Source organism: Pseudomonadota bacterium (assembly GCA_039714795.1).
Lineage (GTDB): Bacteria > Pseudomonadota > Alphaproteobacteria > JAGOMX01 > JAGOMX01 > JBDLIP01.
On the sequence record JBDLIP010000002.1, the window covers coordinates 15,955 to 40,990 of the forward strand.

The 25,036-nt window shown below is 43.4% G+C and carries 20 protein-coding genes; 14 read left to right on the forward strand and 6 right to left on the reverse strand.

Annotated elements, in window-relative coordinates; genetic code table 11:
- The first annotated feature begins 118 nt into the window (after positions 1-118).
- Positions 119-649, forward strand: coding sequence for a hypothetical protein (locus ABFQ95_00310; GenBank protein MEN8235984.1), 531 nt, complete (start codon positions 119-121; stop codon positions 647-649).
- A gap of 334 nt (positions 650-983) precedes the next feature.
- Here ABFQ95_00310 and ABFQ95_00315 read toward each other — a convergent pair whose 3' ends face one another.
- On the reverse strand, positions 984-2,135 hold the full coding sequence (locus ABFQ95_00315; GenBank protein MEN8235985.1) for a diguanylate cyclase: 1,152 nt from the start codon (positions 2,133-2,135) through the stop codon (positions 984-986).
- 445 nt (positions 2,136-2,580) lie between these two features.
- On the opposite strand from ABFQ95_00315, the gene ABFQ95_00320 reads away from it, so the two are divergent.
- Genes ABFQ95_00320 through ABFQ95_00340 form a run of 5 tightly spaced genes read left to right on the forward strand, consistent with a single transcriptional unit; the run spans position 2,581 to position 7,634 of the window.
- Positions 2,581-4,296, forward strand: coding sequence for a GspE/PulE family protein (locus ABFQ95_00320; protein ID MEN8235986.1), 1,716 nt, complete (start codon positions 2,581-2,583; stop codon positions 4,294-4,296).
- The gene (locus ABFQ95_00325; protein MEN8235987.1) at positions 4,283-5,494 is read left to right on the forward strand and encodes a type II secretion system F family protein; all 1,212 of its coding nucleotides are present in this window, start codon (positions 4,283-4,285) and stop codon (positions 5,492-5,494) included. Before ABFQ95_00320 ends, ABFQ95_00325 begins: the two co-directional genes overlap by 14 nt.
- A 3-nt stretch (positions 5,495-5,497) precedes the next feature.
- Entirely contained in the window at positions 5,498-6,754 is a 1,257-nt protein-coding gene (locus tag ABFQ95_00330; GenBank protein ID MEN8235988.1) for a hypothetical protein, read from the forward strand.
- Entirely contained in the window at positions 6,754-7,203 is a 450-nt protein-coding gene (locus tag ABFQ95_00335; GenBank protein ID MEN8235989.1) for a hypothetical protein, read from the forward strand. The genes ABFQ95_00330 and ABFQ95_00335 overlap by 1 nt, the downstream gene beginning before the upstream one ends.
- Before the next feature lie 8 nt (positions 7,204-7,211).
- Positions 7,212-7,634, forward strand: coding sequence for a hypothetical protein (locus ABFQ95_00340; GenBank protein MEN8235990.1), 423 nt, complete (start codon positions 7,212-7,214; stop codon positions 7,632-7,634).
- A gap of 331 nt (positions 7,635-7,965) precedes the next feature.
- Here ABFQ95_00340 and ABFQ95_00345 read toward each other — a convergent pair whose 3' ends face one another.
- From ABFQ95_00345 to ABFQ95_00360, 4 genes are all read right to left on the reverse strand, one after another.
- On the reverse strand, positions 7,966-9,099 hold the full coding sequence (locus tag ABFQ95_00345; GenBank protein MEN8235991.1) for a folylpolyglutamate synthase/dihydrofolate synthase family protein: 1,134 nt from the start codon (positions 9,097-9,099) through the stop codon (positions 7,966-7,968).
- A 93-nt stretch (positions 9,100-9,192) separates the two neighbouring features.
- On the reverse strand, positions 9,193-10,038 hold the full coding sequence (gene accD / locus ABFQ95_00350; protein MEN8235992.1) for an acetyl-CoA carboxylase, carboxyltransferase subunit beta: 846 nt from the start codon (positions 10,036-10,038) through the stop codon (positions 9,193-9,195).
- A 228-nt stretch (positions 10,039-10,266) separates the two neighbouring features.
- A complete protein-coding gene (locus ABFQ95_00355; protein ID MEN8235993.1) occupies positions 10,267-11,478 on the reverse strand; it encodes a multidrug effflux MFS transporter in 1,212 nt (403 codons plus the stop codon).
- A gap of 211 nt (positions 11,479-11,689) precedes the next feature.
- Positions 11,690-12,496 (reverse strand): undecaprenyl-diphosphate phosphatase, encoded by an 807-nt coding sequence (locus ABFQ95_00360; GenBank protein MEN8235994.1) that lies wholly within the window; start codon positions 12,494-12,496, stop codon positions 11,690-11,692.
- Between the two features lie 72 nt (positions 12,497-12,568).
- Here ABFQ95_00360 and ABFQ95_00365 point away from each other — a divergent pair, with 72 nt between their 5' ends.
- The gene (locus ABFQ95_00365) at positions 12,569-13,240 is read left to right on the forward strand and encodes a glutathione S-transferase family protein (GenBank protein MEN8235995.1); all 672 of its coding nucleotides are present in this window, start codon (positions 12,569-12,571) and stop codon (positions 13,238-13,240) included.
- Positions 13,241-13,618: 378 nt separating this feature from the next.
- Here ABFQ95_00365 and hemA read toward each other — a convergent pair whose 3' ends face one another.
- On the reverse strand, positions 13,619-14,830 hold the full coding sequence (gene hemA, locus ABFQ95_00370) for a 5-aminolevulinate synthase (GenBank protein MEN8235996.1): 1,212 nt from the start codon (positions 14,828-14,830) through the stop codon (positions 13,619-13,621).
- 78 nt (positions 14,831-14,908) lie between these two features.
- Here hemA and xseA point away from each other — a divergent pair, with 78 nt between their 5' ends.
- The 7 genes from xseA to ABFQ95_00405 all read left to right on the forward strand — a co-directional run bounded on the left by xseA (position 14,909) and on the right by ABFQ95_00405 (position 25,033).
- On the forward strand, positions 14,909-16,207 hold the full coding sequence (gene xseA, locus ABFQ95_00375; protein ID MEN8235997.1) for an exodeoxyribonuclease VII large subunit: 1,299 nt from the start codon (positions 14,909-14,911) through the stop codon (positions 16,205-16,207).
- A 174-nt stretch (positions 16,208-16,381) separates the two neighbouring features.
- Positions 16,382-17,512, forward strand: a complete 1,131-nt coding sequence (locus ABFQ95_00380) for an MlaE family lipid ABC transporter permease subunit (protein ID MEN8235998.1) — start codon at positions 16,382-16,384, stop codon at positions 17,510-17,512.
- Between the two features lie 3 nt (positions 17,513-17,515).
- Positions 17,516-18,271: an ATP-binding cassette domain-containing protein gene (locus ABFQ95_00385; protein ID MEN8235999.1), complete on the forward strand. Its 756-nt coding sequence runs from the start codon at positions 17,516-17,518 to the stop codon at positions 18,269-18,271.
- Positions 18,272-18,277: 6 nt separating this feature from the next.
- The gene (locus tag ABFQ95_00390; protein MEN8236000.1) at positions 18,278-19,114 is read left to right on the forward strand and encodes an MlaD family protein; all 837 of its coding nucleotides are present in this window, start codon (positions 18,278-18,280) and stop codon (positions 19,112-19,114) included.
- Between the two features lie 3 nt (positions 19,115-19,117).
- Complete coding sequence (locus ABFQ95_00395) at positions 19,118-19,768, forward strand: ABC-type transport auxiliary lipoprotein family protein (GenBank protein ID MEN8236001.1); 651 nt, start codon at positions 19,118-19,120, stop codon at positions 19,766-19,768.
- Positions 19,769-19,925: 157 nt separating this feature from the next.
- Entirely contained in the window at positions 19,926-20,813 is an 888-nt protein-coding gene (locus ABFQ95_00400; protein MEN8236002.1) for a DotU family type IV/VI secretion system protein, read from the forward strand.
- The gene (locus ABFQ95_00405; GenBank protein MEN8236003.1) at positions 20,810-25,033 is read left to right on the forward strand and encodes a type VI secretion system protein; all 4,224 of its coding nucleotides are present in this window, start codon (positions 20,810-20,812) and stop codon (positions 25,031-25,033) included. The genes ABFQ95_00400 and ABFQ95_00405 overlap by 4 nt, the downstream gene beginning before the upstream one ends.
- Positions 25,034-25,036: the final 3 nt, after the last annotated feature.

The following is a 25,036-nucleotide window of genomic DNA, read 5'->3' on the forward strand; positions in this document are numbered from 1 at the left end:
CCGCACAAATATTAAGTTGTTAAACCTTTTTCAGGGTTGTTTTAAGAAAATATTCGGATCTCTAATTGTATAATTCATGAAAATCAAATATCGTAAACATATTATACAGGAGAAACTAATGAAAAATAAAAAAATTATTGTTATTGTAGCCACAATGGTTGCTTTAACTATATTTGGAAACGGATATGCAAAGTTTGAAAAAACTCCTTTCCCAAACATGCCACCAGAAATACAAAGCAATTTGTACTATTTCTTGAGTGTTGTAGAGTATAAAGTAGAGCAAGTCAACCCAACTCAAAAAAATGATGAGAAAAAAGCAAAGATCACTGTGAAATTAACTGGAAACCAAGCTAGTGTCATGACAGATCGCCCTTATCGAAAAACTGTGTCTACAACTGTTGAAAACTTCATTCATTACATTCAACGGCAAGAGAAAAAAGATCTCAATCTCACACTGATGATCCACGGGAAGGACGATACTTACACTCCCATGTCTTTTGAACAAAATGGTGTCACCTACAATGCTCAGGATAAAACCATGACCTTTCAAGCAACACTTGTAGATTCAACAGCAACACAACAATGGATCAAGCACCCGGAAATGACAACAATCCAGGGGCGGTATACAACCTTAATGGCAGAGGGATAAGCCGTATACCATATAACTGAAGTGAAATCGTAACCATTCAGCTCCTGCCGGCCGGCATCCAATTTTTTAAGGCCAGAACAAAGGAATAATTGGATACCGGATAGCTGGATTTTGCATGCCAGATTGGCAATGCGCCAATTCTAATTGTCGCCGAACATCCGCATCTGTGATAAAAATCATGAAAATAGGCTAATGTCTGAAATTTCTCGGCTCTAAAAGCCGCATAAAATAAGGATTTTGTTTTTTCATAAATTTGCCAAAAAGGAAACTTTTTACAGATGCGACAGAACCACGTTACTTGATCATTTTGGTGCGTTTGCCCTGAGTACTTTCCTCATTTCAAACTCATCACATCCGATTCTTGAAAAAATCGATATTGTGCCTTGCCGCTGCGTTTGGCCTTATACATCGCCAAATCTGCATAGCGCAAACAAGACATTGAATCTACAGCTAGGTCTGGGCAAATAATGATGCCAACACTAACCCCTATTGATAATGTCCTTCCATCATAGGTAAACCCTTGAGAGAAAATACGGATAATTCTTCGTGCCACTTCCTCAACATCCTTTTTCGAATCAAAACTGGGCAATAAAATGGCAAATTCATCGCCTCCAATTCGAGCGACTGTATCACCATCTCTGAGAACTTGCTGCAAATGCTGTGCAGTTACTTTTAACAGTACATCTCCAAAATCATGCCCCCACCGATCGTTCACCTGTTTAAATTCATCCAAATCCAAATACAGTACCGCAAATTGGCGTTTGTTACGTGGATATGTAGAGAAAATAGCTTCGAGCTTAGCCTCAAAGAGAGCTCTATTGACAAGGCCCGTTAGAGGATCGTGCCACGCCATGTACTCAAGATGTTGCTCCGCATTCTTATTGGACGTAACATCTTTATGTAAAGTCACGATCCCGCCATCAGCTGTGGCATTATTGATAACTTCAATCCAACGACCATCCCGAAAACGTTCAACGTAAGATTTAGACTTATTATATTGATGCAGCCTTAAATCTATCCAACGCGTCAATCCATTTGAATTCTCCATCAAGCTCTGTTCGTTCTTACGCCGAGTAGAATTTTGCACACACTTTTCGTAATTCGAATACAGGAATGAATTGAGAGTCAAACCTTGTCCATCGACATTTTCGTCTAGCTCATATAAAGCTCTAAATTTTGAATTAGAGAACAACAATTCATGATTAGAGTCAAAAAGTGCAAATCCGGGTTCAAGACCTTCAATGGCTAATTTAAAGTATCTACGTGTTTCGCTTAATGCAGACAAAAGCTCATGCTCATAAGCCACGTATCTTGTGCTCCTCATATAAAGTTGCAATCGTTTTTTAAGACATTCTTTGTGGAATGGTGGAGCAATATAATCCAAAACCAACTCCTGAAAAGAAGCAAGAGTTGCCGGATGAGTTTCTGAATCAATGACAAGAACAATCGGACTGATATGATCCTGGATTGTTTGAATTACTGACAACCCCTGCGATATCCTTCCTCTTATATCGAGAAACAAAAGATCTAAAGGATTTTCTTGAACCATATGCAGTAGAGCATCCACATTATTTGTAAAATCTACCGCACAATTTTGTGTCTGCAAACAGTTCAATAAATCTACGTTATTGTTTCCACCTAGCTCAAGTATTGCAGACCTACATGTGTCCAAATCTAAGATTGGGGGAAGGTTTACAGGGAGAATTGTAGACCGAAAGGATTGTTTTTCATCGCCATGACACTTCATTGAATTCACACAAATTCTGCTGTTTATCTATCAATATTTGCATAACCACTATGCAAGTATTGGTATTGTTTTTCCCAAAATTTTATATTAGAAAATAAAAATCAAAAAACAAAAGAGGAACACAAACAATGCAAAGATCTCATTCTAAGAATATTCTAAAGTATGGATCATTAAAGGACCTTTAATGAACACCTACCACACGCAAAACCTTACACCAGATTTTGATTTTATTCAGACCCTCGTTGATGAGTGTCTGATTTCAAAGGCACAACTTGCCATTGCAAAAAAGGAGCACCGTGCCACTGGCAACACGATTGAATCGTGCCTGTTAAAACTTGGCTTCATCACCGAGCATGCGCTTGCAACTTACATTGCTAAACACTCTGGGCATGAGAAAATCTCGCTAGAGAACATTGTCCTAGACCCTGACCTAGTTGCAAAGATCCCAAAGAATATTGCTCAACAGCACCAAGTAGTTCCTGTGGCCTTAAATGAAAACCGCCTAACCCTTGCAATGGCTGATGTTTACGACGTGGTTGCCATGGATGCGGTACGCAATCATTTCTACCAGAGCATCAAAATACACCCCCTCGTTGCCAACCAAGGCGAGATGAAGATAACTCTAAATGCATACTACAACCACGATATGAATCTTGAGCAGATCTTCCAGGAGCTTGAAAAACAAAGGGACGATTCTCTTTCTCGAGATACAAGCCTGAAAAACCCAATCACTCGTATGGTCAATATCATCCTGCTTGAGGCGGTTAGCAAAAATGCATCTGATATTCATTTTCAACCCTCCAAATCATTTGTCTGCCTTAAGTTTCGGATCGATGGTGTCTTAGAACAAAGAACCGTCTTTCATAGCGATTACTGGCCTAAAATCTGTGTCCGACTCAAAATCATGGCCAAGATGAACATCGCTGAGTCACGTAAGCCGCAAAATGGAAGATTTACGTATAACGCAGGACTTCGAGCAGTTGATTTTCGAGTTTCCGTTCATCCCACACTGCAAGGAGAAAATATTGTCCTGCGTGTTCTTGATAAAGAAAACTCACTGTTACCCCTCAACCAACTCGGATTTTCAACCGCAAATATGGATCGCCTGAAAAATCTAGCCAATCAACCCCAAGGACTCGTTATCTTGACAGGACCTACGGGCACGGGCAAGACAACCACATTATATTCTATCCTCGCGTACCTAAACACAGCTCGCCGCAACATTATGACACTGGAAGATCCTATCGAATATCAAATCCCCTCAATTCGCCAATCAGCTATTAACCAAATGGGTGGAACAACCTTTGCTCAAGGAGTCCGCTCACTCTTAAGGCAAGATCCGGATATCATTTTCGTTGGGGAAATACGCGATGAGGACACGGCAACCATGGCGCTGAGAGCAGTAATGACCGGCCACCAAGTCCTGACCACACTCCACACCCAAGACTCTTTTGGTGTTATCCCTCGTCTGGCTGATTTAGGAATTTCCCCGAAAAACTTGGCTGGCTATCTAACAGGTGTTGTCTCTCAGCGCCTGATACGATTGCTGTGCCAGACTTGCAAATCCCAACGTGCCATAACCAGATCTGAACAAAAAATATTAAAGCTTCATCTTGAGCAAAAGCTTTTTGCGGCCCAGGGGTGCGATGAGTGCAGGCACACTGGATTTAAAGGACGGACTGCAATTACAGAAGTCCTCCACTTTACAGAAGAGCTCAATGAGCTCCTCATTAACAATGCTCCTCTACCCAAATTGCGCAAAAAAGCCAAGCTGACTGGATTTAAAAACTTAAAACAACAGGGATTACAAAAAATCTTGGAAGGGAAAACAACCCTAAACGAATTAAAACGTGTCATCAGCATTATTGAACCAAGTGAGGCAGACAATGCCAAGGTTTAAATTCCGTTTTGTTACGACCTCTGGGGCCATTGATAATGCAATCCTTGAGGCAGCCTCTTATCAAGATCTCTTGGTATCACTACAACGTGAAAATGTACAACTAATTTATGCCAGGCGCCTTGTCTTGGATGTGTCTCCCTTCTGGCACAAATATTGGACTGACTTCAAACCCGAGCTTATTGATTTTTGTCAATTTGCCGCAGCTATGGATAGAGCTGGTGTTGCCTTGCTGGATATCCTAAGTGATGCGCGCCATGTGGTCCAAAACAAAAGACTTGCTCAAGTCCTGCTTGAAATTCGCGCTCGTATCCAGGAAGGAGCTGCGTTATCGCAAGCGCTTGCACTTTTCCCCTACATCTTTGACTCCCCCTTCATTCAAATGATTCGCATCAGCGAACAAACCGGGCAATTGCACCAGGCTTTTGAGCATCTTGTTGAACATCTTGAGTGGGAAGTCAGTATAAAATCCAATCTGCATGCAACCCTTCGGTACCCTCTGCTTGTCATGCTAACGCTCGGAGTCACTTTTGTAGCATTATCCAATTTTCTCCTGCCAGAGTTGCAAGCTTTTCTCATTGCTACCCAAATCCAAACAGCATGGCACACTCAGCTTCTTTTCTATATTTTTGAACACACCGCAGATTTATTGCTTGTACTCTTTGCACCCTTGATTCTCACAACAATTCTGTGCGCCTTCCTGAGATACACATCTCAGCAATTTAGCTTATTTTCCGACCGACTGGTCCTTCGTATCCCCTTCCTGGGCGCATATCTCACCCACATTGCCCTGGCCCGTTTCTTCCACTATTTTTTCAGTACATTTGCTGCTGGAATTGATGTTTTGCAATGCCTAGAAGTTGCAATACATTTTCTCTCGAATCACTTTTTAGCCCATGAATTGAGTAGAGTTCGCCTTGCAATCGAATCAGGTGGCTCACTTGCTGAATCATTTGCAAAAAGCTCCATCTGTTGTATCAGTACACAACGCTTACTCTATGCTGGAGAAACAACTGGTCAGTTGCAAGTATTTCTTGCCCGCATTCGAAACCTGCATGAAGCACAGTCCAAACGAAAGGTAAAATTTCTGATCTACAGTCTTGGACCCTGCTTACTGTTATTATCCGGTACTTTTCTGATGTGGATCGTCATGGCTATTTTTCAGCCCCTTTATACCTCATTCATTCTTCTGGAGCCTTAAAAAATGTTGCGTCCTAAATCAGGAATCATTCTCATTCTTCGTGAATACAATTGCACGATGCTACAATTTTCTCCCAATAATCCAGTTCACATTCGGCATGCAAATGAGCCTGAGTCTCTCTCAGATTATCTCAACCAACATCCCAATCTACCTCTCTATGTGCTGTTGGATCCTGTATATCAATCAATCGAACATTTTCCCTTGCCACCTCTAAAACCCTGGGATCGATACCTCTATTTACGTCAACTGCTTACAAATCGTCAAACAGCAAACCAGTTGTGTGGCAATTTACCTGTTTGCAAACCCTACACAACAGCAGGATTCGTCACGTGTGAGAGGACTCAAGCGCTTACAGCATGGCTAAAGTTGTTGGAAAAAACCTTGCACCCAATTATCGGTATCTCTTTCAAATGCATTGAAGCTCTCCATTGGCTCAAACGCGTTATACCCACGTGGAATCAAAATTGGCATATCTTAATCTGTCCAGAGTATAGTCAGGGCCTTACACAACTTGCGTTTTATCAAGGGCAACTATGGGTAGTACGTCAAACAAGCAACCACGACGCCCAAGAAGAACTACAAGCGACACTCAACTATATTCGAAAACTCAAGCATACTTCAGCGCAACGAATCTCAGTCCACATCATGGACCAGGCAACGGCTGCTACTTCACTTTCTAAAATCTTAGGCCCACAAACAACGTGCGACTATATAGATTGCCCAAAATACCTTGAAAGCGATATAGGTAATTTACCAGAGCAAAAATTCATACTAGATACAGCTATTAGCACCAGTCTGTGGCATGCTAGAGGTCCAAATACCCACGTAAAAGTTACTGAACTTGCAAGCAAAAAACGACTTTATACGCTACCACGATATATGCTGTCGATGGGATCCAGCCTGATGATATTATTTTTACTCGGCCTTGGTTGGATGCAACAAAGTCAAGAAATAGTAACACCAACAGCTTCCTCACATGTATCAATTTCTGCTACCTGCAGGAAGTTTAATCTGAGTCAAATTACGCCTATGCGACAACTCAAGGCAATTGCACCCGTTTTGAACTCCACGGGCTTGATAAAAATTCAGTGGGAAAATACCGCAGGTGGCAGCCACATTAAATTGCTGATGGATGTAAGCGATAAAAACACCCTGCGCAATTTGAAGAAAATCCAAAAACAGCTTGACCAAAAAGTACCAGAAGCGACGTTACAACTAAGACCAGTAAAAAATCTTAAGCTTATGGATACACAAATCTGATGTGGAGACAATATTGGTTAGCCTGCCTCATATGCTTTGGCGCCCTGCCCACAGCCGGTTACTACTTCTGCTTGATCGCATGGGGTAGTCAGCACAAAAAGGAAGTTCTAAACACATTGCCTGAGACTCCAAATTCCCAACTCATCGTTGAAACACTGAAATCAATGCTGAAAGATTTTGAACTCACAGAAAAATCTATCCATGTCGACACTATACCAAAATATCAATTGACAGTTTTTAAGATTGATATCTCTTTTACTGCAATCTATGACAATGATGTCTATAGATTTCTCCACCAACTTTTTGGGCGGTTTCCCGAAACAGTTACCGCTAAAACCCTCAAACTCAAACGCACTTCACTTGGAAAACAAATTGAAAAGGCACCATTGTCTGATCACGTTGCTGGTTATCTCCAGTTGTATTGGATACAGCCACCACTTGTTCAATGAAGTTTTCAATGAAGTTAACGCAGCAACTCGTTGTGCTTATCTTAGCCACTCTTTCCTCATTTCCCACTGAAGCAACTGTCTTCTTAGGAAAAGCCCTTGATTTTACTGATAAAGATGATTTTTCTCTCCTGTTTACCCCGGAAGAGCAATACCAAATCAAAAGTACAAACCGCAGGGCACACATTCGTGCAAAAACACCAATTCACCAAGCCAAACAGCTGCACCTCAATGCTGTTTTATATGTGGATGAAAACAACTGGACCATTTGGATCAATGGACATAAAATCACTCCCAATTCTCCAAATGTTCACCTGATCATTCACAAAGTATCATCCGAACACATCCTGTGTACTTGGAAGCATACAACACAAAATTACGAGGTAGAGTTACGAACAAACCAAATGTTTAAGGTTAATGCAGTACATCAGTGATGGTCAGATCTATCCCCATTCTTAATCCCACTTGAAACGTCGAAGAGCTAAAAATATTCGGTGTTTCTCGATCTCTGACATATCGTTGGATACGTGACGAGGCTGAAGTCTCTGGTGATATTACCGAAGTAGAATTTGATGAGATGTGGCGTTTTGTTGGTTCAAAAAAAAACAAAAAATGGATTATCAAAGCGGTAGATAGTGGCACAGGGCGAACTTTGGCCTGGGTTGTCGGGCAGCCTTGATGCTGCAACTTTCAGGCGACCCTACAACAAAGTGAAGCATTCAGAAAACTGCACTTTTTGGGATAGTTCAAACGCCATGCCGAGGCTTAAGCTGAATGATGGAACCCTTCCTGCAGCACCCGAAGGGCCTGTCCCACAAGCATCAATGAACCACAGATCAAAATAGTTTGTGTGTTTGACTTGGTGTTCTGCGCTTGTGTAAGTGCAGCTTGGAAATCACCAAACACATGAGCCTTCAGTCCGATTTTCTTTGCTATATCCCTTATTTTGTGCGGTGGCCACGTGGGTTGGAAAGTGTTTAAAGGCACACAGTAGATATACCGAATCACATCTTTGAGTGCCAACAAAAATTCTTTTGGATCTTTTGTTTGGGTCATTGCAAGAATCAGAGTAAGGTTATCAATACCCGAATTTTTAAAATGTTTTGTGATAGCTTTAGCAGCTCCTACATTATGGGCTCCATCGAGCCAGAGTTTATCTGTAATTTTTTGCAGACGGCCTGGCCATTGTGCATGTTTGAGGCCATGAGCTTGCATCTCAGGGGTAAGCGTCACCTGGGGGATATTTTCAAGAACATGGACGGCCAGTGCGGCATTTTCTCGTTGAAACTGGCCTTTAAGGCCAATGAGTGCGCCTTTATTCAATGGTGGGGCAACAGATAAAAGTCCTCCAGATTCTCGCTGCAGAATATTCATTATGTTCTTTCGTTGGGGATAGGTAAAAGCAGGTGTGTTATTTCGGAAAATACCTGCTTTTTCTTGGGCGATTTTGGTAAGCGTATCGCCCAATATGTGGGTATGGTCATAATCAACTTGTGTAATAACAGAAGCGACTGTATGTTTAATGATATTGGTAGGATCACACCGTCCTCCAAGGCCAACTTCAGCCAAGCAAAAATCCGCTGGGGTGTTTGCAAAAGCGACAAATGCAGCAGCTGTTATAACTTCAAAAAAGGTATAGGGCTGATCTGGATTTACTTTGAGAATCTCTGCAAGAATGTTGCATAACTCTTGGGTGTTGATGGGACCATCCGGCATAGCAATACGTTCGTTGATATCGATTAAATGCGGAGAGGTATAGCTGTGCACGCGGTAATTGCTGGCCTCAAGCATGGCTCTCATAAACGCAACGACTGATCCTTTTCCGTTGGTTCCAGCCACATGAATGACTGGTGGGACGTGGTTTTGAGGATTACCAAGCTGATTTAAAAGAGCTCTCATGCGGACGAGATCTTTGGACTGTTTTAAAGCAGCGCAATGCCGTTCAAGTATTTTTCCAACGAGAGACTGCAAATCTGAAGAATCGTTCACAACTTACGATTGGCGCAAAAGTTTTAAGAGCACACCAAGGGTGTTTTTAAGGTCCGCGCGAGCGACCACGCGGTCAACCATGCCATGTTCAAGCAAATACTCTGCCGTTTGAAAGTTGGGTGGTAGTTGGGTGCCGATGGTTTCTTTGATGACACGGGGACCTGCAAAGCCAATCATTGCTCCCGGTTCGGCAAGTGTTATATCTCCAAGCATAGCAAAGGAAGCAGCCACTCCACCACTGGTGGGGTCAGCAAGCACTGTGATATAGGGCAGCCCTTTTTCTTTGACCTGAGAGATAGCAATGGTTGTTCTGGCCATTTGCATCAAAGAAAGGATCCCTTCGTGCATACGAGCACCGCCTGATGCGGGGATGACCACTAGGGCAGCTTTGCTGGCTTGTGCTGCTTCAGCAGCAGTGACAATAGCTTCACCGACAGCCGTGCCCATAGAGCCTCCTATAAAAGCAAAGTTGAAAGCAGCAATGATGACCTTTTGACCACTTATTTTACCACGCCCTACTTGGATGGCATCTTTGGTATTTGTTTTGTTTTTGGCTTGCTTGAGTCTATCTGAATATTTCTTTTGATCCTTGAAATGTAAAGGATCAGTAATTACAGCTGGTAGTTTGAGGACTGTGTACTGGCTATCATCAAACAAGCTTTGTAAGCGGTCTTTGCTATCCATTCGAAAATGATGGTTACAAAGTTTACAAACTTGCAGATTATCATTGAGCTCTCTGTGGAACAGCATCTGCTCGCATCCAGAACAACGAGTCCAAAGATTGTCAGGGATGTCTGCTTTAACTAGGGCCCTTAACTTTGGGCGCACAATATTGGTCAGCCAACTCATATCCAAAACCTACTTAAAATACTGGTGAATACGTCACTCTACCAACATACCTATTGGTGATCAAGCGAACAGCTATACATCACAGGGCTGATGCATCAAAATTCAACCCCGACTGCCGTCAGCCCGTACGTTAGCTTTGAAACTCAACATTTTGATTCAGCACGGGTATATGGCTTTCACTGCACCTGTAGCCAGCATTTGCGGTCAACCCTGCAGATGCGGTTTTTTTTAACCAGTCAAAACCTCACTGCTCTTTTGCAGTGGGGAGCGGCGCTCGGTAAGATAATATAGTGTGACACAAATGGCAGTAATACTTGTTAGAAAAAGTGCTATCGGCCACAAAGTAGCATTATAGACCTGACTTCCCAAAGAAATACATCCTGCAATGATCAGTCCCCTCATAAAGCTAATGGCTGAGGATACCGTTCCGGCTTTGTGCCGGAAAAGCTCTATAGATTGTGCTGTCATGGTGTTAAATGTAAGTCCAAGACCAGCTGCATAGAGAGAAACAGTAATAATTATGGCTATGGTTTGCTCAGGAATCCAGAGTGTTGCGCTTAAAAATGAGAGGCTACCAATGCTGAAAAGGGTTACCCCCAAAAGAGTTGATTTATTCAGACCAAACCGCTGAATTAGGTGTGCAGAAAGGTAACTGGCCATGGTATTGCAAAGCATGATAATACCCTGGAACGTTCCATAAAGTGCAGTTGGAACTCCCAGTTCATTGATAAAATAGAAAGCGCCAGTTGCCATAAAGACCACGATGCCGCCGATCAGCAGCGATGGAATCGTTGCCATAACCATAAAACGCAGGTGCGACATCATTGACCAGTAAGAACCTAGTGTTTTGCAAATTGAAAAGGGAGCTGATTGCTGGAGAGTTTCAGGAAAACTCCGGTACAAAATCAGGCTTGAAAGAGCCGCCAAAGTTGTAAGAAATACAAAAGCTGCTTGCCAGGGCAAGTAGGCAGCAAATGCCCCACCAAAGAGAGGAGCTACAACCAACGAAAGGGTGATTGTTGTGGTAAGGTAGGAAAGATAAATAGCAGCTCGAGTGCCTTGATAGAGATCAGTAACGGTCGCAAAACTAACTGCAAAAGCAGCCGCTCCACCAATTCCCTGGAGAAAGCGACAGAAAATAAACGTCTCAATATTAATGGCAAAGATGGTGGCCAGACACCCAAGCATGTAAAGTATTTGTGAATACAGCAAAATTTTTCGGCGACCAATAGCATCGGAAAGGGGACCGATGATAGGTGTGGCAATACTTGTGCCAATCATGCCAGCACTAATACTAAATTGCATCATTTCTTGTGAGCTGCCAAAGGCTTCAGCCATCATGGGCATGCTGGGAATGTAGATATCAACCGAAAAGACACAAGCGACAATGGCCAACATCAACGGAAGCGGGCTAAATTTTATTGACGATTGGGTAGACATGACACAACATTTCCTTGAAAAAACAATAGCTATACTGAAGCTGAATCAAACTGTTGGTTTTCTGGTGCACTCAAAGTGCTCATTTACCCAAGTAAACTGCGCGCTTTTCACTGCCATAAAACTCAACATTTTGATTCAGCACGGGTATAACTAATACCTATTGAACAGATAGCAACTAAGCAACAGGATTGCTACTTTCATTGTCCATTTGTTATCCGGTGGTATATACCCAAGCCAATAGCCCAACACCCAATAAAACGCGGTAGACAACGAAAATACCGTAGCTGGCTCGTTTGACCCACATCATCATGAAACCAATACTGCCCAGGCTGATTACGAATGAAATCCCGGCAGCAATCATAGCCTCTTTGTACATGTGGTGATTGCCATTTTTTGCAAGTTTATAAAGAGTTTCGCAAGCAGCGGCAATAATAAGGGGTATTGACATTAGGCAAGCAAAATGTGCAGCCTCAACGCGGTTAAATCCTAACATGCGAGCAGCCATAATGGTTGATCCTGAACGGCTGGTACCAGGAATAAACGCTAATACTTGTATCAGGCCAATGATAAATGAGCGTGTGAAATTCATGTGTTTGAGGGAAAATTTAGTTGGGGCAAATCGATCAAACAGATAAAGAATGATCCCAAAACCAATACTAGCCCAGGCAATGACCGTAACATTTCGCAGAAATGAGTCGGTATAATAACTGATAATTGCGCCAACAACGACCGCTGGGATTGTGGCAACAACCAGCTTCATAAATAACTCACCGCCAGGTGTCACTTTGCCGCGCAGTAGATTGAGGCTGCCGGTGGTCATCGACCAACAATCGCGCCAAAAATAAACCATAACGGCTCCAAGGGTTCCGAAATGTACAGCCACATCCAGAACTAGTCCTTGATCTTGCCAGCCAAAAACTTTGGGAAAAAAGATCAGATGAGCAGAGCTGCTGATCGGTAGAAATTCAGTAATACCCTGGATTAGAGAGAGAATGATGATTTGGTAGAGAGGAACCACGAGATACCTTAGGCTTTGCCATTTGCTAATGAATTGCTTAGAGTACAGTAAATTGCACAACGAGAGAAGACCATGCGTACTCTTTTTCACCACCCGCTTTCGCCGACATGCCGCAAAGTGCGGATTTTGTTGGGAGAGAAAAAACTGGACTTTAATCTTGAGCTCGAGCGTATTTGGAAAAAGCGCCCCGAATTTCTAGAGCTCAACCCTTCAGGTGACATTCCTGTGTTACGAGATTTAAACAGCACAGTCATCTGTGAAAGCTATCCGATTTGTGAATACTTGGAAGAGGCCTACCCCAACCAACCTGCTTTTATTGGTGATAATTTGCTGGAAAAGGCAGAAATTCGCCGGCTAGTCGTGTGGTTTGACCACAAGTTCGAGCAAGAAGTAACCCGCAAAATTGTCTTTGAAAAAGTATTTAGAAGTCACTTTGACCTTGGCCATCCCGATGGACGTGTGATTCGCGAAGGAGCAACAGCAATTGACGATCATCTAACCTATATCGAATGGCTACTTGATCACCGAGTCTGGCTTGGCGGACAACATTTTTCCTTGGCGGACATCAGTGCAGCCTCTCACCTTTCAGCCATTGATTTTTTAGGAGATGTGCCCTGGGATCAGTATCTCGAGGCCAAAGATTGGTACGCCCGTATCAAATCTAGGCCCAGTTTCCGCCCACTGTTGCAAGATCAAGTACCTGGAATAATGCCACCTAGATACTATGAAGATTTGGATTTTTGAAAAAAACCAAATTCTTTATTAACAAAATCCATACCCATGGAGCCGTCTGCGGATCTGAAATCCGCAATTTTGGTGATGAGGCATTTTGACACAAATGCAGAGAAAGCTGGAAGTGCGTTCTGTGTCAAGGCAGCACGAGCTTGCGAGTGCCGCGCCTGGCTCTGCCAGGTTGACTTGATTCAGAACGCACTTCCAGCTAAAAATGCACCGCCAAAATGCAAAATTTAAATCCTTCCGTAATTCGCTACAATAATGAACGCCTTAATTTCATGGCTCTGATGGCGTAGTGCGTCCAGAGGAAGTTCGTTTTTAGAAATTTCACAGACCTCCAACAGGTACGACAGAAGGGGTTGTAATCCCAAATTGAACCACACCCAGCTATGCCGCCTTTTTCAAAAACAACTCGATCCAGATTTCTGAAAGAGCCCCGACCAAATGATCAATCATCTCAGGTGTGTGTAGTGGCGTAGGTGCCAGGCGGAGTCGCTCCGTGCCCTTTGGAACAGTTGGGTAGTTAATAGGTTGAACGTAGATCGCGTATTTCTCCATTAAAATATCACAGACCTGCTTACACAAAACCGCATCTCCAACAATGACGGGAACAAGGTGGCTGCCACCATCGTAGAAAGGGATCTGGGCCTGCTTTAATTTTACCTTGAGCAGTTGAACACGATCTTGGTGTTGTTTGCGCAGTAGATCACCTTCTTTAAGTATACGAATGCTTTCAATAACTCCTGCCACGATGACTGGTGGCATCGATGTTGTGAAAATAAATCCGGGAGAAAAGCTGCGAATAAAGTCGACCAAGGTGGCATTTGCTGCTATATACCCACCAATCAAACCAATGGCCTTCCCAAAGGTTCCCTGAATGATGGAAATGCGATCGCACAATTCTCTTTGTTGGGCAATGCCCCCGCCTTTATATCCATAAAGACCAACGCCGTGCACTTCATCTAGATAAGTCAAAGCTCCGTACTGCTCTGCAACATCGCATAATTCGGCAATTGGGGCAATGTCTCCATCCATGGAGTAGACGGACTCGAAAGCGGCGATTTTGGGCTGATTTTTATCGTACTTGGAGAGAAGATTTGCAAGATCGTTGGCGTCATTGTGTTTGAAAATGTGTTTCGTCACCCGAGCGCGTCTGATTCCCTCGATCATAGATGCATGATTTTTTTCGTCTGAAAACACAACGCAATCAGGAAGAGCTTTAGCTAGGGTGCTGAGTACAGCATCGTTGGCAACGTATCCAGACGTAAACATGAGTGCTGCTTCTTTGTCATGCAAATCTGCCAGCTCACGTTCTAGAGTAACGTGAAGAGGACTGGTACCAGAAATATTGCGGGTACCACCAGCTCCAGCTCCATATTTCGCCAGGGTTCCTTCCATTGCTTGGATGACTTTGGGATGCTGTCCCATGCCCAAATAATCGTTACTGCACCAAACAGTTGTCCCCTGCCGGCTTTGATGTCCATGGTTTGTTGCTTTTGGGAAAGCGCCTTGGCGCCGCGCAATTTGTGCAAAGACGCGATAGCTGCCCTCCTGCTTGAGATTTGCCAGCTTCGACGAAAAAAATGAGTTGTAATTCATGCTTGTGATGAGAACCTAGAACCGATACAAATGCGATAGTTGATATAATCTTGCCACTGTAGAGCATTGCACATGGACATGTCCAGACAACAAATATCTATTTCATCATCGAGTGAGTTAACGGTTTCACAAATTTCACAACAGCTTAAACGTCTGGTAGACCAGAATTTTTCGCATGTGCGTATTCGCGGTGAAATTTCAGGACTCAAACAGCATACCTCTGGACATGTCTACTTTACTCTCAAGGACTCAGGTGCTGTTCTTGATGCTGTGTGTTGGCGTGGAACATATGCGAAATTGACAAATCATCCGCAGGACGGCATGGAGGTGGTGTGTGTCGGACGTTTAACCACCTATGCTGGCCGCTCAAAATACCAAATCGTAGTTGAGGCCATGGAATTTGCTGGAGTGGGAGCATTGCTCAAGCTTTTGGAAGAGCGAAAACAAAAACTCCACGCAGAGGGGCTTTTTGCCCAAGAACGCAAACGACCCATCCCATTTTTACCGCAAAGCATTGGAGTGATCACGTCTCCCACGGGTGCTGTTTTGCGAGATATTCGCCATCGTCTGGAAGACCGATTTCCCCGTCCAGTTTTGCTTTGGCCGGTATTGGTGCAAGGCAATGGGGCGGCAGAGCAAATTGCTCAAGCAATTCAAGGGTTTAATTATCTGTCAACGGACGGGCCCACTTCGCGGCCTGATGTTTTGATTTTAGCGCGTGGTGGCGGCAGTGTTGAGGACCTTTGGGCCTTTAATGAAGAAATTGTTGTGCGTGCGATTGCCGCTAGCGAAATTCCCGTCATTTCTGGAGTCGGACACGAGACCGATACCACACTTGTTGATTATGTGGCAGATCGGCGTGCACCGACCCCTACAGCAGCTGCAGAAATGGCTGTGCCAGTTTATCAAGACCTTGTTTTGTCTTTAAGGCGATATACGCAAAGGCTTGAAACGGGGGTACGACGAACACTTGAGTATAACCTTCAGCGTGTGGACGACTGGGGTGGGCGCCTGATTCAAGCATCTAGAAAACGTCTTGAATTTCAACGTATGACTTTGGTGCATTTACAATCTCGTTTGCGTCCTTCTCGTGATGTCTTGGCAACAAGAGAGATGCGGCTGAACACTTTGCTAGCACGCCTTAATGCCGCAGCTGGCATCACTTTACAACAGAAAAAAACAAGGCTTGAGACGTTGGGGTTGTTGCTAGAGAGCTATTCATACACAGCGGTATTAAAACGCGGATTTGCTCTTGTAAAGGACGACAAAGGTCAGGTGGTAACGCGTGCTCAAAACCTAAAGTCGGAAATGCCTATCCAGGTTACTTTTCATGATGGAGACGTGAAGGCGAGGGTTGAGTATACCCACGAGAAATGAAAACCCCTAGTCTAATGATGGCGAAAAGCGCACCGTTTGCACTGATAAATGAGCACAGTAGGTGATTCGATAATTACTCTTCACATTACAAAACGTTTTATGCTCTAATTGCTGTAGAATCCACATTTTAAAATTTGATGGGTATGAAAACAACAAATAATACAGGTGACTATAATGTCGACTCAAGCATGGGTCACTTTTGAACGAAAGAAAAATGTATTGGAAGTTCGAGCTGGAGGTGATTGGCACACCACTGGAGTCGAAGAGTCATATCGTAAACTTGAGCAACACCAGTTGCAAGGAGAGGCGACTTATATCATTGACCTGTCAGGCATTAAATCCATTGATACAACGGGTAGCTGGATTCTTAAGGCTTTTATTCAAAGATTGGAGGCAAGTAACATTGCTGTCTCCTTAACTGGAGTCGGAGAAACAGTCCAAAGCATTTTGCAACAGCTCGACAAGCTTAAGTTTTCCATTCCCAAGCCTCCTTCCCAACCTAGCTTATACCTTAAATGGTTGATTGTTCTTGGTATTGCGGCAATTAAGGGGGGGATAAATGCCTTTAATATGCTCTCTTTTCTAGGACAGATTGTCATCACACTGGGGCGAACGATCTGTTCCCCACACCGGTTTCGCTTGATTTCATTTGTGGCAATGCTTGAGCAAGTTGGGTTGCGTGCTATGCCTATTGTAGGGCTCATCTCGTTCTTACTCGGCATCGTTATTATCTATCAAGGACAATATCAGCTGCGTCGTTTCGGAGCCGAGATTTTTGCAGTTGACCTCTTAGCCATCTCTATGCTGCGTGAGATTGGTATTTTAATTACCGCTATTGTTATCGCTGGTCGCTCTGGAAGTGCTTTTACAGCCCAGATCGGCACTATGAAGCTGAATCAAGAAATTGATGCTCTGCAAACATTTGGCGTCGATCCCATTGAAGCCCTTGTGGTTCCTCGATTGTTGGCCTTGATGATAGCTCTGCCGCTTCTAGCATTTTATGCAAACATAATGGGCTTGCTGGGTGGTGCTCTTATGGCCAACTTGGTTATTGAGATCTCTTATAGTCAGTTTTGGATTCAGCTCAAGCAAGCAATCAAATTGTGGACTTTTGGAGTTGGTATGATAAAAGCCCCCATGTTCGCCTTTATCATTGCCATGGTTGGTTGTTTTGAAGGCATGCAAGTGGCAGGAGGGGCCAAAAGTATTGGAACGAAAACAACAAAATCGGTTGTTGAAGGTATATTTCTAGTCATCGTTTTTAATGCAGTATTCTCCATCATCTTTACCTTGCTGGGAATATGAATAGTGGCACGAGAAATCATTCTAAGCATTAAGAATTTGGTTAATCGATTTGGTGCTCAAGTTGTTCACGACAATCTATGTCTTGATGTATACCGCGGGGAGATATTAGGCGTCGTTGGGGGATCTGGAACCGGAAAATCTGTTTTACTCAATACTATTCTTGGGCTACACCAGCCAAATCAGGGATCCATAACGATCTTTGATGTTGAGTGTTCGGGCCTTTACCGTCCACAGCGTATTGAATCAAGGTGGGGAGTGCTGTTTCAAAGTGGAGCTTTATTTAGTTCAATGACTGTCGGAGAAAATATTGCCGTTCCTATGCGGGAAATAGCACATATGTCGGAAGATTTGATTGAAGAAATGATTCCCGTCAAATTAACAATGGTTGGTCTTGATCCAGAAACGGCATTCAAATTGCCAGAAGAACTTTCTGGAGGCATGGTCAAACGTGCTGCTCTTGCGCGCGCTCTTGCCATTGATGCAGAATTATTGTTTCTCGATGAGCCCACTTCTGGGCTTGATCCAATTGGGGCAACCGCTTTTGACAAATTAATTAAAGCATTGCAACAAACTCTTAACCTAACAGTTGTTATGATTACACACGATCTGGACTCACTGCATGCCATCTGTGATCGAATAGCTATCCTGGTTGACAAAAAAATTATTGTCGACTCAACGGCAAAGATACAGACCAATCCACACCCTTGGATTCAAGAGTACTTCATGGGAGAACGTGGTCAGATCGTCTTTGGGAGATAAAATTAAGTGGAAACACGTGCAAACTACGCTCTTGTCGGATTTTTCGTTCTCACTTTGTTGATTGGAATTCTGGGCTTTACTGTCTGGATTTCACGAGTAGACTGGACGCAGGGAAGTATTTACGAAATTAACTTTGAAGGCTCCGTTGCCGGCCTTCGAGAAAATGAAACAGTGACCTATAATGGGGTTCCCATTGGCAGTGTCATGAGCATTGCAGTCAATCCAGAAAAAGTGAACCTGATCCGAGTGCTGGTTGAAATTGACCGACCAAGTTTGATCCGGGAAAACTCATTTGCTACCCTGCAAGGACGAGGTATCACTGGCCAAATCCAAATCAAGATTGATGGCAGTACTCCAGATAGTCCGATTCTTTTATCCTCTGAAAGTCAAAAGCCCCCTGAAATCCCCTCCCGAACCTCTGGGTTTCAACAAGTCATCGAAGAGGCTCCCCGAATCATGGAAAAACTTATCCGACTAGTTAACGATGTCACTCCAGTCTTCAATGAGAAAAACCGAGAGGCATTTGCCAGCACACTTGAAAATTTTGCAACCTTTTCCGAGATTCTCGCCAAAGAATCGCAAAACATGGCCGAACTCTTGACCCAAACAAAACAGTCCTTTAAACAGTTCGAAGAGGCAATGCAAGAAATGAAAAAGATGATTGCTGAAAATCGACCTGCGATCAAGCAATTTACCGAGGGTGGTCTGAAGGAATTTTCAAGCTTCATGCAAGAGTGGCGGGTTGCGGCCAAAAACCTTAACCGCGTGGTTGAAAAATTTGAGCGTAATCCTCTGCAATTTATTGTACACAGCGACCTTGGTGGTCAGGAATTAAGTGAGTAAATCGTGAGAAACAGAACCTTTGTTTATGCTCTATACCTAATGATCTTATCCCTGCTCAGTGGTTGCGTTCAGGTATTGCCAGATCCTGCACCGCCCGCGCAAATCTATAATCTCTCGGTAGATGTTACAACAAATAAAAAGTGGCCCAATCGCAACTGGCAACTAAGCGTTGCCCAACCGTCGACAAGCCTTATGCTCGATTCCCAAAGGATTGCCATTCGCTTTCAAGAAACGCCCGACTCACCAAAAACATGGGATTACGTAAAAGAAAGAAAATGGATTGAGCGGTTGCCTAGTATGCTGCAAGAGGATTTTATAGAGCAACTGACAAACACCCAAAAACTAAAAGGAGTTGTCAAAGATACAGTCGCGCTAAATGCAGACTACCTATTGCTAGCAACGCTGTATGAATTTCACATTGATAATCCTTTTGCAAGCCCTGCCTTTGTCTCTTTGCGCCTTCTTATGCAACTGCGCGACAATGAAACTCAAAAAATTGTGGCTTCAAAAGTATTTTGGCAAAAGCAAACTGTTCTTGAAAAGAATTTCCCAGCTTTTAAAAAGGCTTTTGATCAAGCCTATAGTCTTCTCGTTCAAGATTTTCTTGACTGGATTTTGACAGTGAATTTAAAGAGCAAAGCGCAGACTGGATGACGGCTGGTGCATATCACTCAGGTTTTCGAGAGTGCTAAAACCACGTTGATGATATTTCGCATTTAATATGTATTTATGTTAAAATCAACCTGCTAGTATGCTATGTGGGTTGATACAGTGGCGACAACCTACTTAAGTTCAACAAAAAGGATGTGTTTTGGAACCAACGCTTAAGAACCTGAAACTTGTTTATGGCACTGGAGACGATGTTTCTTTTATCATCCGGTATTTCGAAGATTTTTACCGAGAAATCATCCGTTTCAAAAATGAAGCCTTGGGTGATCAACTACCTCCAAGTAACTTAGACCAAGAAGAGGAAGGAAAAAGTGCACCAGAGACGAATGAGCCAGTAAAACCTGAAATAAAAACCGATCAGACTCCTGAATCTCCTATTCAACCCGCATCTCATGCTTCGCTTCCTGAAGAAATCCTTTTGAGTCTGAAAAATCTGCTAAAACGACAAGCTATTGATGCAGCGCGCTTTGGTGGCGAATTTGCAGCAAAATATTACCACGAAGCCGAGTTTATCATGGTCGCACTTGCTGATGAGGTTTTTTTGCATACCGATTGGAAAGGAAAGGGGTATTGGCAAAAAAATATCCTTGAATCTCAAATATATGACACACACAGCGCTGGCGAAACATTTTTTGATAAGCTTGAAGATTTTTTAAAAGTACGTGACCCAAGTCGCGCTGATATTGCTATGGTCTATCTGCTGGCTTTGGGGCTTGGATTTAAAGGAAAATACCGTGATAATGACGCCAAAAACCGGTTGGCTCATTATCGTCGTGAACTCTTTATCTTTATCTACCATCGTGATCCCACATTGTTTCAGCTGGCAACCCAACTCATTCCCAAATCATACCAACACACCGTTGAAACCGGTAAAGTTCTATACCTTTATGATTTTAAACCTCTCATGAAACTGTTTACTGGAATCGTCTTCTTGGTATTTTTGATTTCGTACGGTGTTTGGTATAGCACAACCCACGAAGTCAGTGTTTTGGTTGATCAAATCCTCAGCTCTGGACCCTCAACGATATGAAATTTTTTGAACAATATTACGTCTACCTACCATACATTATCCTAGCCATTCTCTTGCTGTCTGGGGGGTTACTTCTCCGGGCTATGTATTCTTATTCTTCGGCTATCTACCGATTGCGTACCTTGGGAAGAGCAATGGGGGGACCATTTAGTTTCTTTCAACGTGCACGCGCTGTTGAAAGTGTCGCCTCCAGTTTTAAGACTCCATTTTTTAGAAGAGTCTATAACCGATTTTTGAGTTTCTTATTGTTTCTTGGAATCACAAGTGATAACGACCCCTTGTCTCTTTCTTTTTCACAAGCAATAAAGATTCTCAAGCAACAGATGGGCAAACGCAACTACCAGTACAAATTGCCTTGGTTTTTAATGCTGGGTGCAGCGGAATCAGGCAAATCCACTATCTTGGAAAGTGCTGAATTGGACCTTCCCGTTGGTAGCCCCCGTTTTGCAACAAAGGATAAGCAACCAACTTGTAAATGGTGGTTTTTTGATCGAGGTATCGTCCTTGATCTAGTCGGAAATTACTTTTTGGAAAAAGGGGCTTTGCAAAATGATAAAAGTGGGTGGTCAAGGCTTGTCAGTCTGTTGCTATACCACCGGCCTCGCAGACCCATTGATGGCATTATTTTAACGATCCCTAGCACCGAATTACTTGGTTCAACGAAACTCCCGCACGACGAAGTGATTGCTCGTGCGAAACACATCCATACCAAACTTTGGCACATTCAAAAATCACTTGGCATGAAAATACCAGTGTACGTGCTTGTAACCAAAACAGATCTGGTTCCTGGTTTTAAAGGATTCACAGAAGAACTCCCCCGGGAAAGCTTATATCAAATGCTGGGCTGGTCGAGCCCTTATTCGCTTGAAAGCGGCTATGAACCATCCTGGGTCGATCAAGTTTTTGACACAGTTCGCAAATCTCTGCATGCAGCGCGCGCTGAAATCTTTGCCGCAGGCCGCGTTAAAAACAATCGAGACGATACACTTATTTTCAAAGTAGAACTTTTGAAACTAAAGGAAAATCTTTCAACCTTTTTGAATCAAATCTTCCAAGAAAGCGCATACCACGAATCTTTTTTCTTGCGAGGAATTTATTTTTGTGGTGACACCCGCTCGCATACAGCTGTAGGAGATTACAAGCGCGAAGAACGTTCTTGGACCACACCTGAGGCCATGGGTGCTGCTGCGCCCACACCCTTCAAACAACACGACAAATTTCATGTTTCCTTTTTAAGAGATCTGCTTGAAAAGAAAGTCTTCCTCGAATACGCTTTAGCGCGCCCAATCAAACGTGTCTTTAAATCTGCAAGTCGCCTGCTAAATCTGACAAAGGTTTTCATGGTGATTTTCTTGCTTGTCTGGGGTATTGGTTTATATCGGGCAAACAACCGACTGTCGGAAGGTAAAAGCGACTTGTTACCCCTCGTTAACGAAGTCGCCCAAACATTACACCACATGCGTCAACGTGATTTTGATGTCAATGCGGTTCACGATGCCAAATACCTCAATGACCAAACGTTGGTCATCCTCAATCAGATGACTGGCCTTGAAGTCGAAAATTCTTTTTCGCTGGCAATACCAACCTCCTGGTTTACAAGCTATGATGAAAGACTGAAAGCGGCATTTACAACCACTTGGGATTCAGTAGTCTTTGTTTCACTTTACACAGGGTTAACTCAAAAAGCGCGTTCACTGTTTGTTAATCTTGTACCAGAAATTGGTGCAGTTCAACCAAACTACTTTTTGCCCCCATTGAAAACGCCAGAATTTTTGGATTTGCTCGATTTTGTCAAGCAAACCGGACAATGGGAGTACAACGTCCTACGGTTTAATAACCTTGAAAGCAGTCTTGATATTGAGGACATCGGCCGTCTGGTTCGTTATTTATTTAACCAAGATTTACCAGCGCAGTTTTACACAAAGGCATCTTATTACCAGTCAGCTCTGGCCACCACTCAAGATCGTAACATTTCACTAAAAGATTACAATACATCGGCTCACAGAAAGCTTCGATTACTTTACAGTCAATTTATTGAACGCGTGTTTGATCCCGCACGTAATTTTGGAGGCTTTACCAAACTCAGCAAAATGCTTGAAAAGCTTGAGCATAGCACAGCTCAATCGCGAATCAATGAAGCTGAGCTTCGAAATACAGTGCAATTTCTAGCAAAGATTACCGGTTTCATTGGCGGTGAGCATTTTCAGTGGATTAAGGGCTATGAATTTGATCCAGGTCCCCTCTACAGTGATGTCCTTAATCGAATTGCCCAATCACGAATGCTGGGAACAGAGCTAGCCAATGAATTCCTGCAAGAAACACAAAAAGAATTCTCGCTTTACAAAAATGTTCTGGCAAGTCTAACTGCTCCCCTCATTGGTCCCGTCTTTACAGTTGAAAACAATAAAGTTCTTCCGAAACCATCGCCTACTTTTGATAGCCTTGTGGAACATTTTACCGCTTTTATGAAAGAACCATTTATGGCACCAATGGCGGCCCAAAGAGAGGTTACCATTGTTCCACCTGGACGCATGCTGTTTTGGGATACTCCAACACTTAAGGGTGCTGCAAAACTGGTCACTCAATTTGAGTCCTTCCTGGCAGATACGGCTCCAAAACTTTCCCAAGATGTCCGGCATATCATGGAGTATATTGGCCGCCGCAGTGTCTTGACCCGGCTATTGGATGCAATAGCGCGCGCTGAACGATTCAAGCCTATTCCACAAAGCCTTACTGGTTTTGACGAGCAGGAAGCACTGAGACTACAAATTCACAATCTTAAAACGGTCCATCCTCTCTTTGCGCAAATCTTGGGGGGGTACGTCATTCATGACGTGAGCTCGCAAGCCGCTTCCTTGCGTGAATTACTCATTGAAGAAACGTACAAGATGCTTGAGGGTGTGGACCGATTGCTCATTCGTGATGATCTTTATGGCATCAGCAATGCAACTTTTGAGTCGTGGAGGGGTGAAAGAATGCTTGGGCTCCAGGCATTTGGTGTTCATGATTTGGAAGATATGAAAAGCTATCTAAACGCTCAAAGAGAACGCATCTTCTTTCTCTCCAAAGAGCTGGCAGCTCCTGTACTTTCCTTCTTGGGCCTTCCCTTTCTAAATGGCGTTCCGCGTAATATGCCCCTTGTCAGTAAATGGACTCGTATTGTCTTACAACTGGATGCCTATGAGAAAAAAACACCTAACAACTCTTTGAGTATCCTTGAACATTTCCTATTATACGATATCAATCAGTTTAGTCTCGATTCCTGTTTTGCGGCCATCCGTGACACAGATGCATTCGCCAAGACAGGTGATTTTTTCATAAGGCGCCGCAATGAAATCAAGGCTTCTTTATTAAAACGATGCAAGTCAGTTGCTGAAAAGCAAGGTTCAACGAGTTATCAAAAGCTAGCAAGTTTCTTTAATCAAAAGCTCGCTGGCCGGTTTCCTTTTACAGAAAAAGCAGGAGATACAGAAGAAAAAGAAGCCTCAGAAGAGGATGTCAAGGTGTTCCTGACGATGTTTGAATCTATCAATCCTGTTGAGAAAGAAGCAATTAGCGAAAGATATCAGAGCAAGGGTAAAACCGATTCACCAGTTCAGTTTTTACGGCAGATTAGAATTGTGTCGCCCTACCTGAGGGCTGCCCTCAGCAAGGATGCTGAAAATCATGTGTCAGCATTGCTGTTTGATGTCGACTTTAGATCGGATCGCTCTCGGGAAACTGGCGGCAATAAGATCATCGACTGGTTTGTCCTGGTGAATGGACAAAAGGTGAGTTTGTTTGGCAAAAAGCATACAGGGTCGTGGGATCTCGGTGATAAAGTGCAAATATCCCTGAACTGGGCCGGGGATAGCAATACCATTCCCACCGCTGATTCGACTCAGAAAAATCTCAACGTTAAGGGTCACCAAGCAACTTTCTCTTATTCCGGAAATTGGAGCCTGCTGCATTTGCTCAGGAATCACATCACTGATTCTTCCAGACATGCAGGTCCCTCTCCGCTCGCTCTTGAGTTCAGTGTGCCCACAATTCCTGAAAAAGTAACGGGTGATAAAAGTCCGCAACCAGACTCAATGGCCAAGGTTTTCTTGAGCTTTGCCATTTTTGCCCCGCCTGCACCGACTGATGCGCAAAAAGAGGGAGGAGAATCTGAAAAGCAAACGTTGGCTTATCCGATTTTTCCGCATAAAGCACCCGTTGTAGAGGCGGCAAAGGGCTAAAAT

Bases quoted from the DNA above. Each gene is read 5' to 3' on its own strand.
- ABFQ95_00310 (MEN8235984.1), top strand. From the start codon at position 119: ATGAAAAATAAAAAAATTATTGTTATTGTAGCCACAATGGTTGCTTTA.
- ABFQ95_00320 (MEN8235986.1), top strand. From the start codon at position 2,581: ATGAACACCTACCACACGCAAAACCTTACACCAGATTTTGATTTTATT.
- ABFQ95_00325 (MEN8235987.1), top strand. From the start codon at position 4,283: ATGCCAAGGTTTAAATTCCGTTTTGTTACGACCTCTGGGGCCATTGAT.
- ABFQ95_00330 (MEN8235988.1), top strand. From the start codon at position 5,498: ATGTTGCGTCCTAAATCAGGAATCATTCTCATTCTTCGTGAATACAAT.
- ABFQ95_00335 (MEN8235989.1), top strand. From the start codon at position 6,754: ATGTGGAGACAATATTGGTTAGCCTGCCTCATATGCTTTGGCGCCCTG.
- ABFQ95_00340 (MEN8235990.1), top strand. From the start codon at position 7,212: ATGAAGTTAACGCAGCAACTCGTTGTGCTTATCTTAGCCACTCTTTCC.
- ABFQ95_00345 (MEN8235991.1), bottom strand. From the start codon at position 9,099: ATGAGAGCTCTTTTAAATCAGCTTGGTAATCCTCAAAACCACGTCCCA.
- accD (MEN8235992.1), bottom strand. From the start codon at position 10,038: ATGAGTTGGCTGACCAATATTGTGCGCCCAAAGTTAAGGGCCCTAGTT.
- ABFQ95_00355 (MEN8235993.1), bottom strand. From the start codon at position 11,478: ATGTCTACCCAATCGTCAATAAAATTTAGCCCGCTTCCGTTGATGTTG.
- ABFQ95_00365 (MEN8235995.1), top strand. From the start codon at position 12,569: ATGCGTACTCTTTTTCACCACCCGCTTTCGCCGACATGCCGCAAAGTG.
- hemA (MEN8235996.1), bottom strand. From the start codon at position 14,830: ATGAATTACAACTCATTTTTTTCGTCGAAGCTGGCAAATCTCAAGCAG.
- xseA (MEN8235997.1), top strand. From the start codon at position 14,909: ATGTCCAGACAACAAATATCTATTTCATCATCGAGTGAGTTAACGGTT.
- ABFQ95_00380 (MEN8235998.1), top strand. From the start codon at position 16,382: ATGTCGACTCAAGCATGGGTCACTTTTGAACGAAAGAAAAATGTATTG.
- ABFQ95_00405 (MEN8236003.1), top strand. From the start codon at position 20,810: ATGAAATTTTTTGAACAATATTACGTCTACCTACCATACATTATCCTA.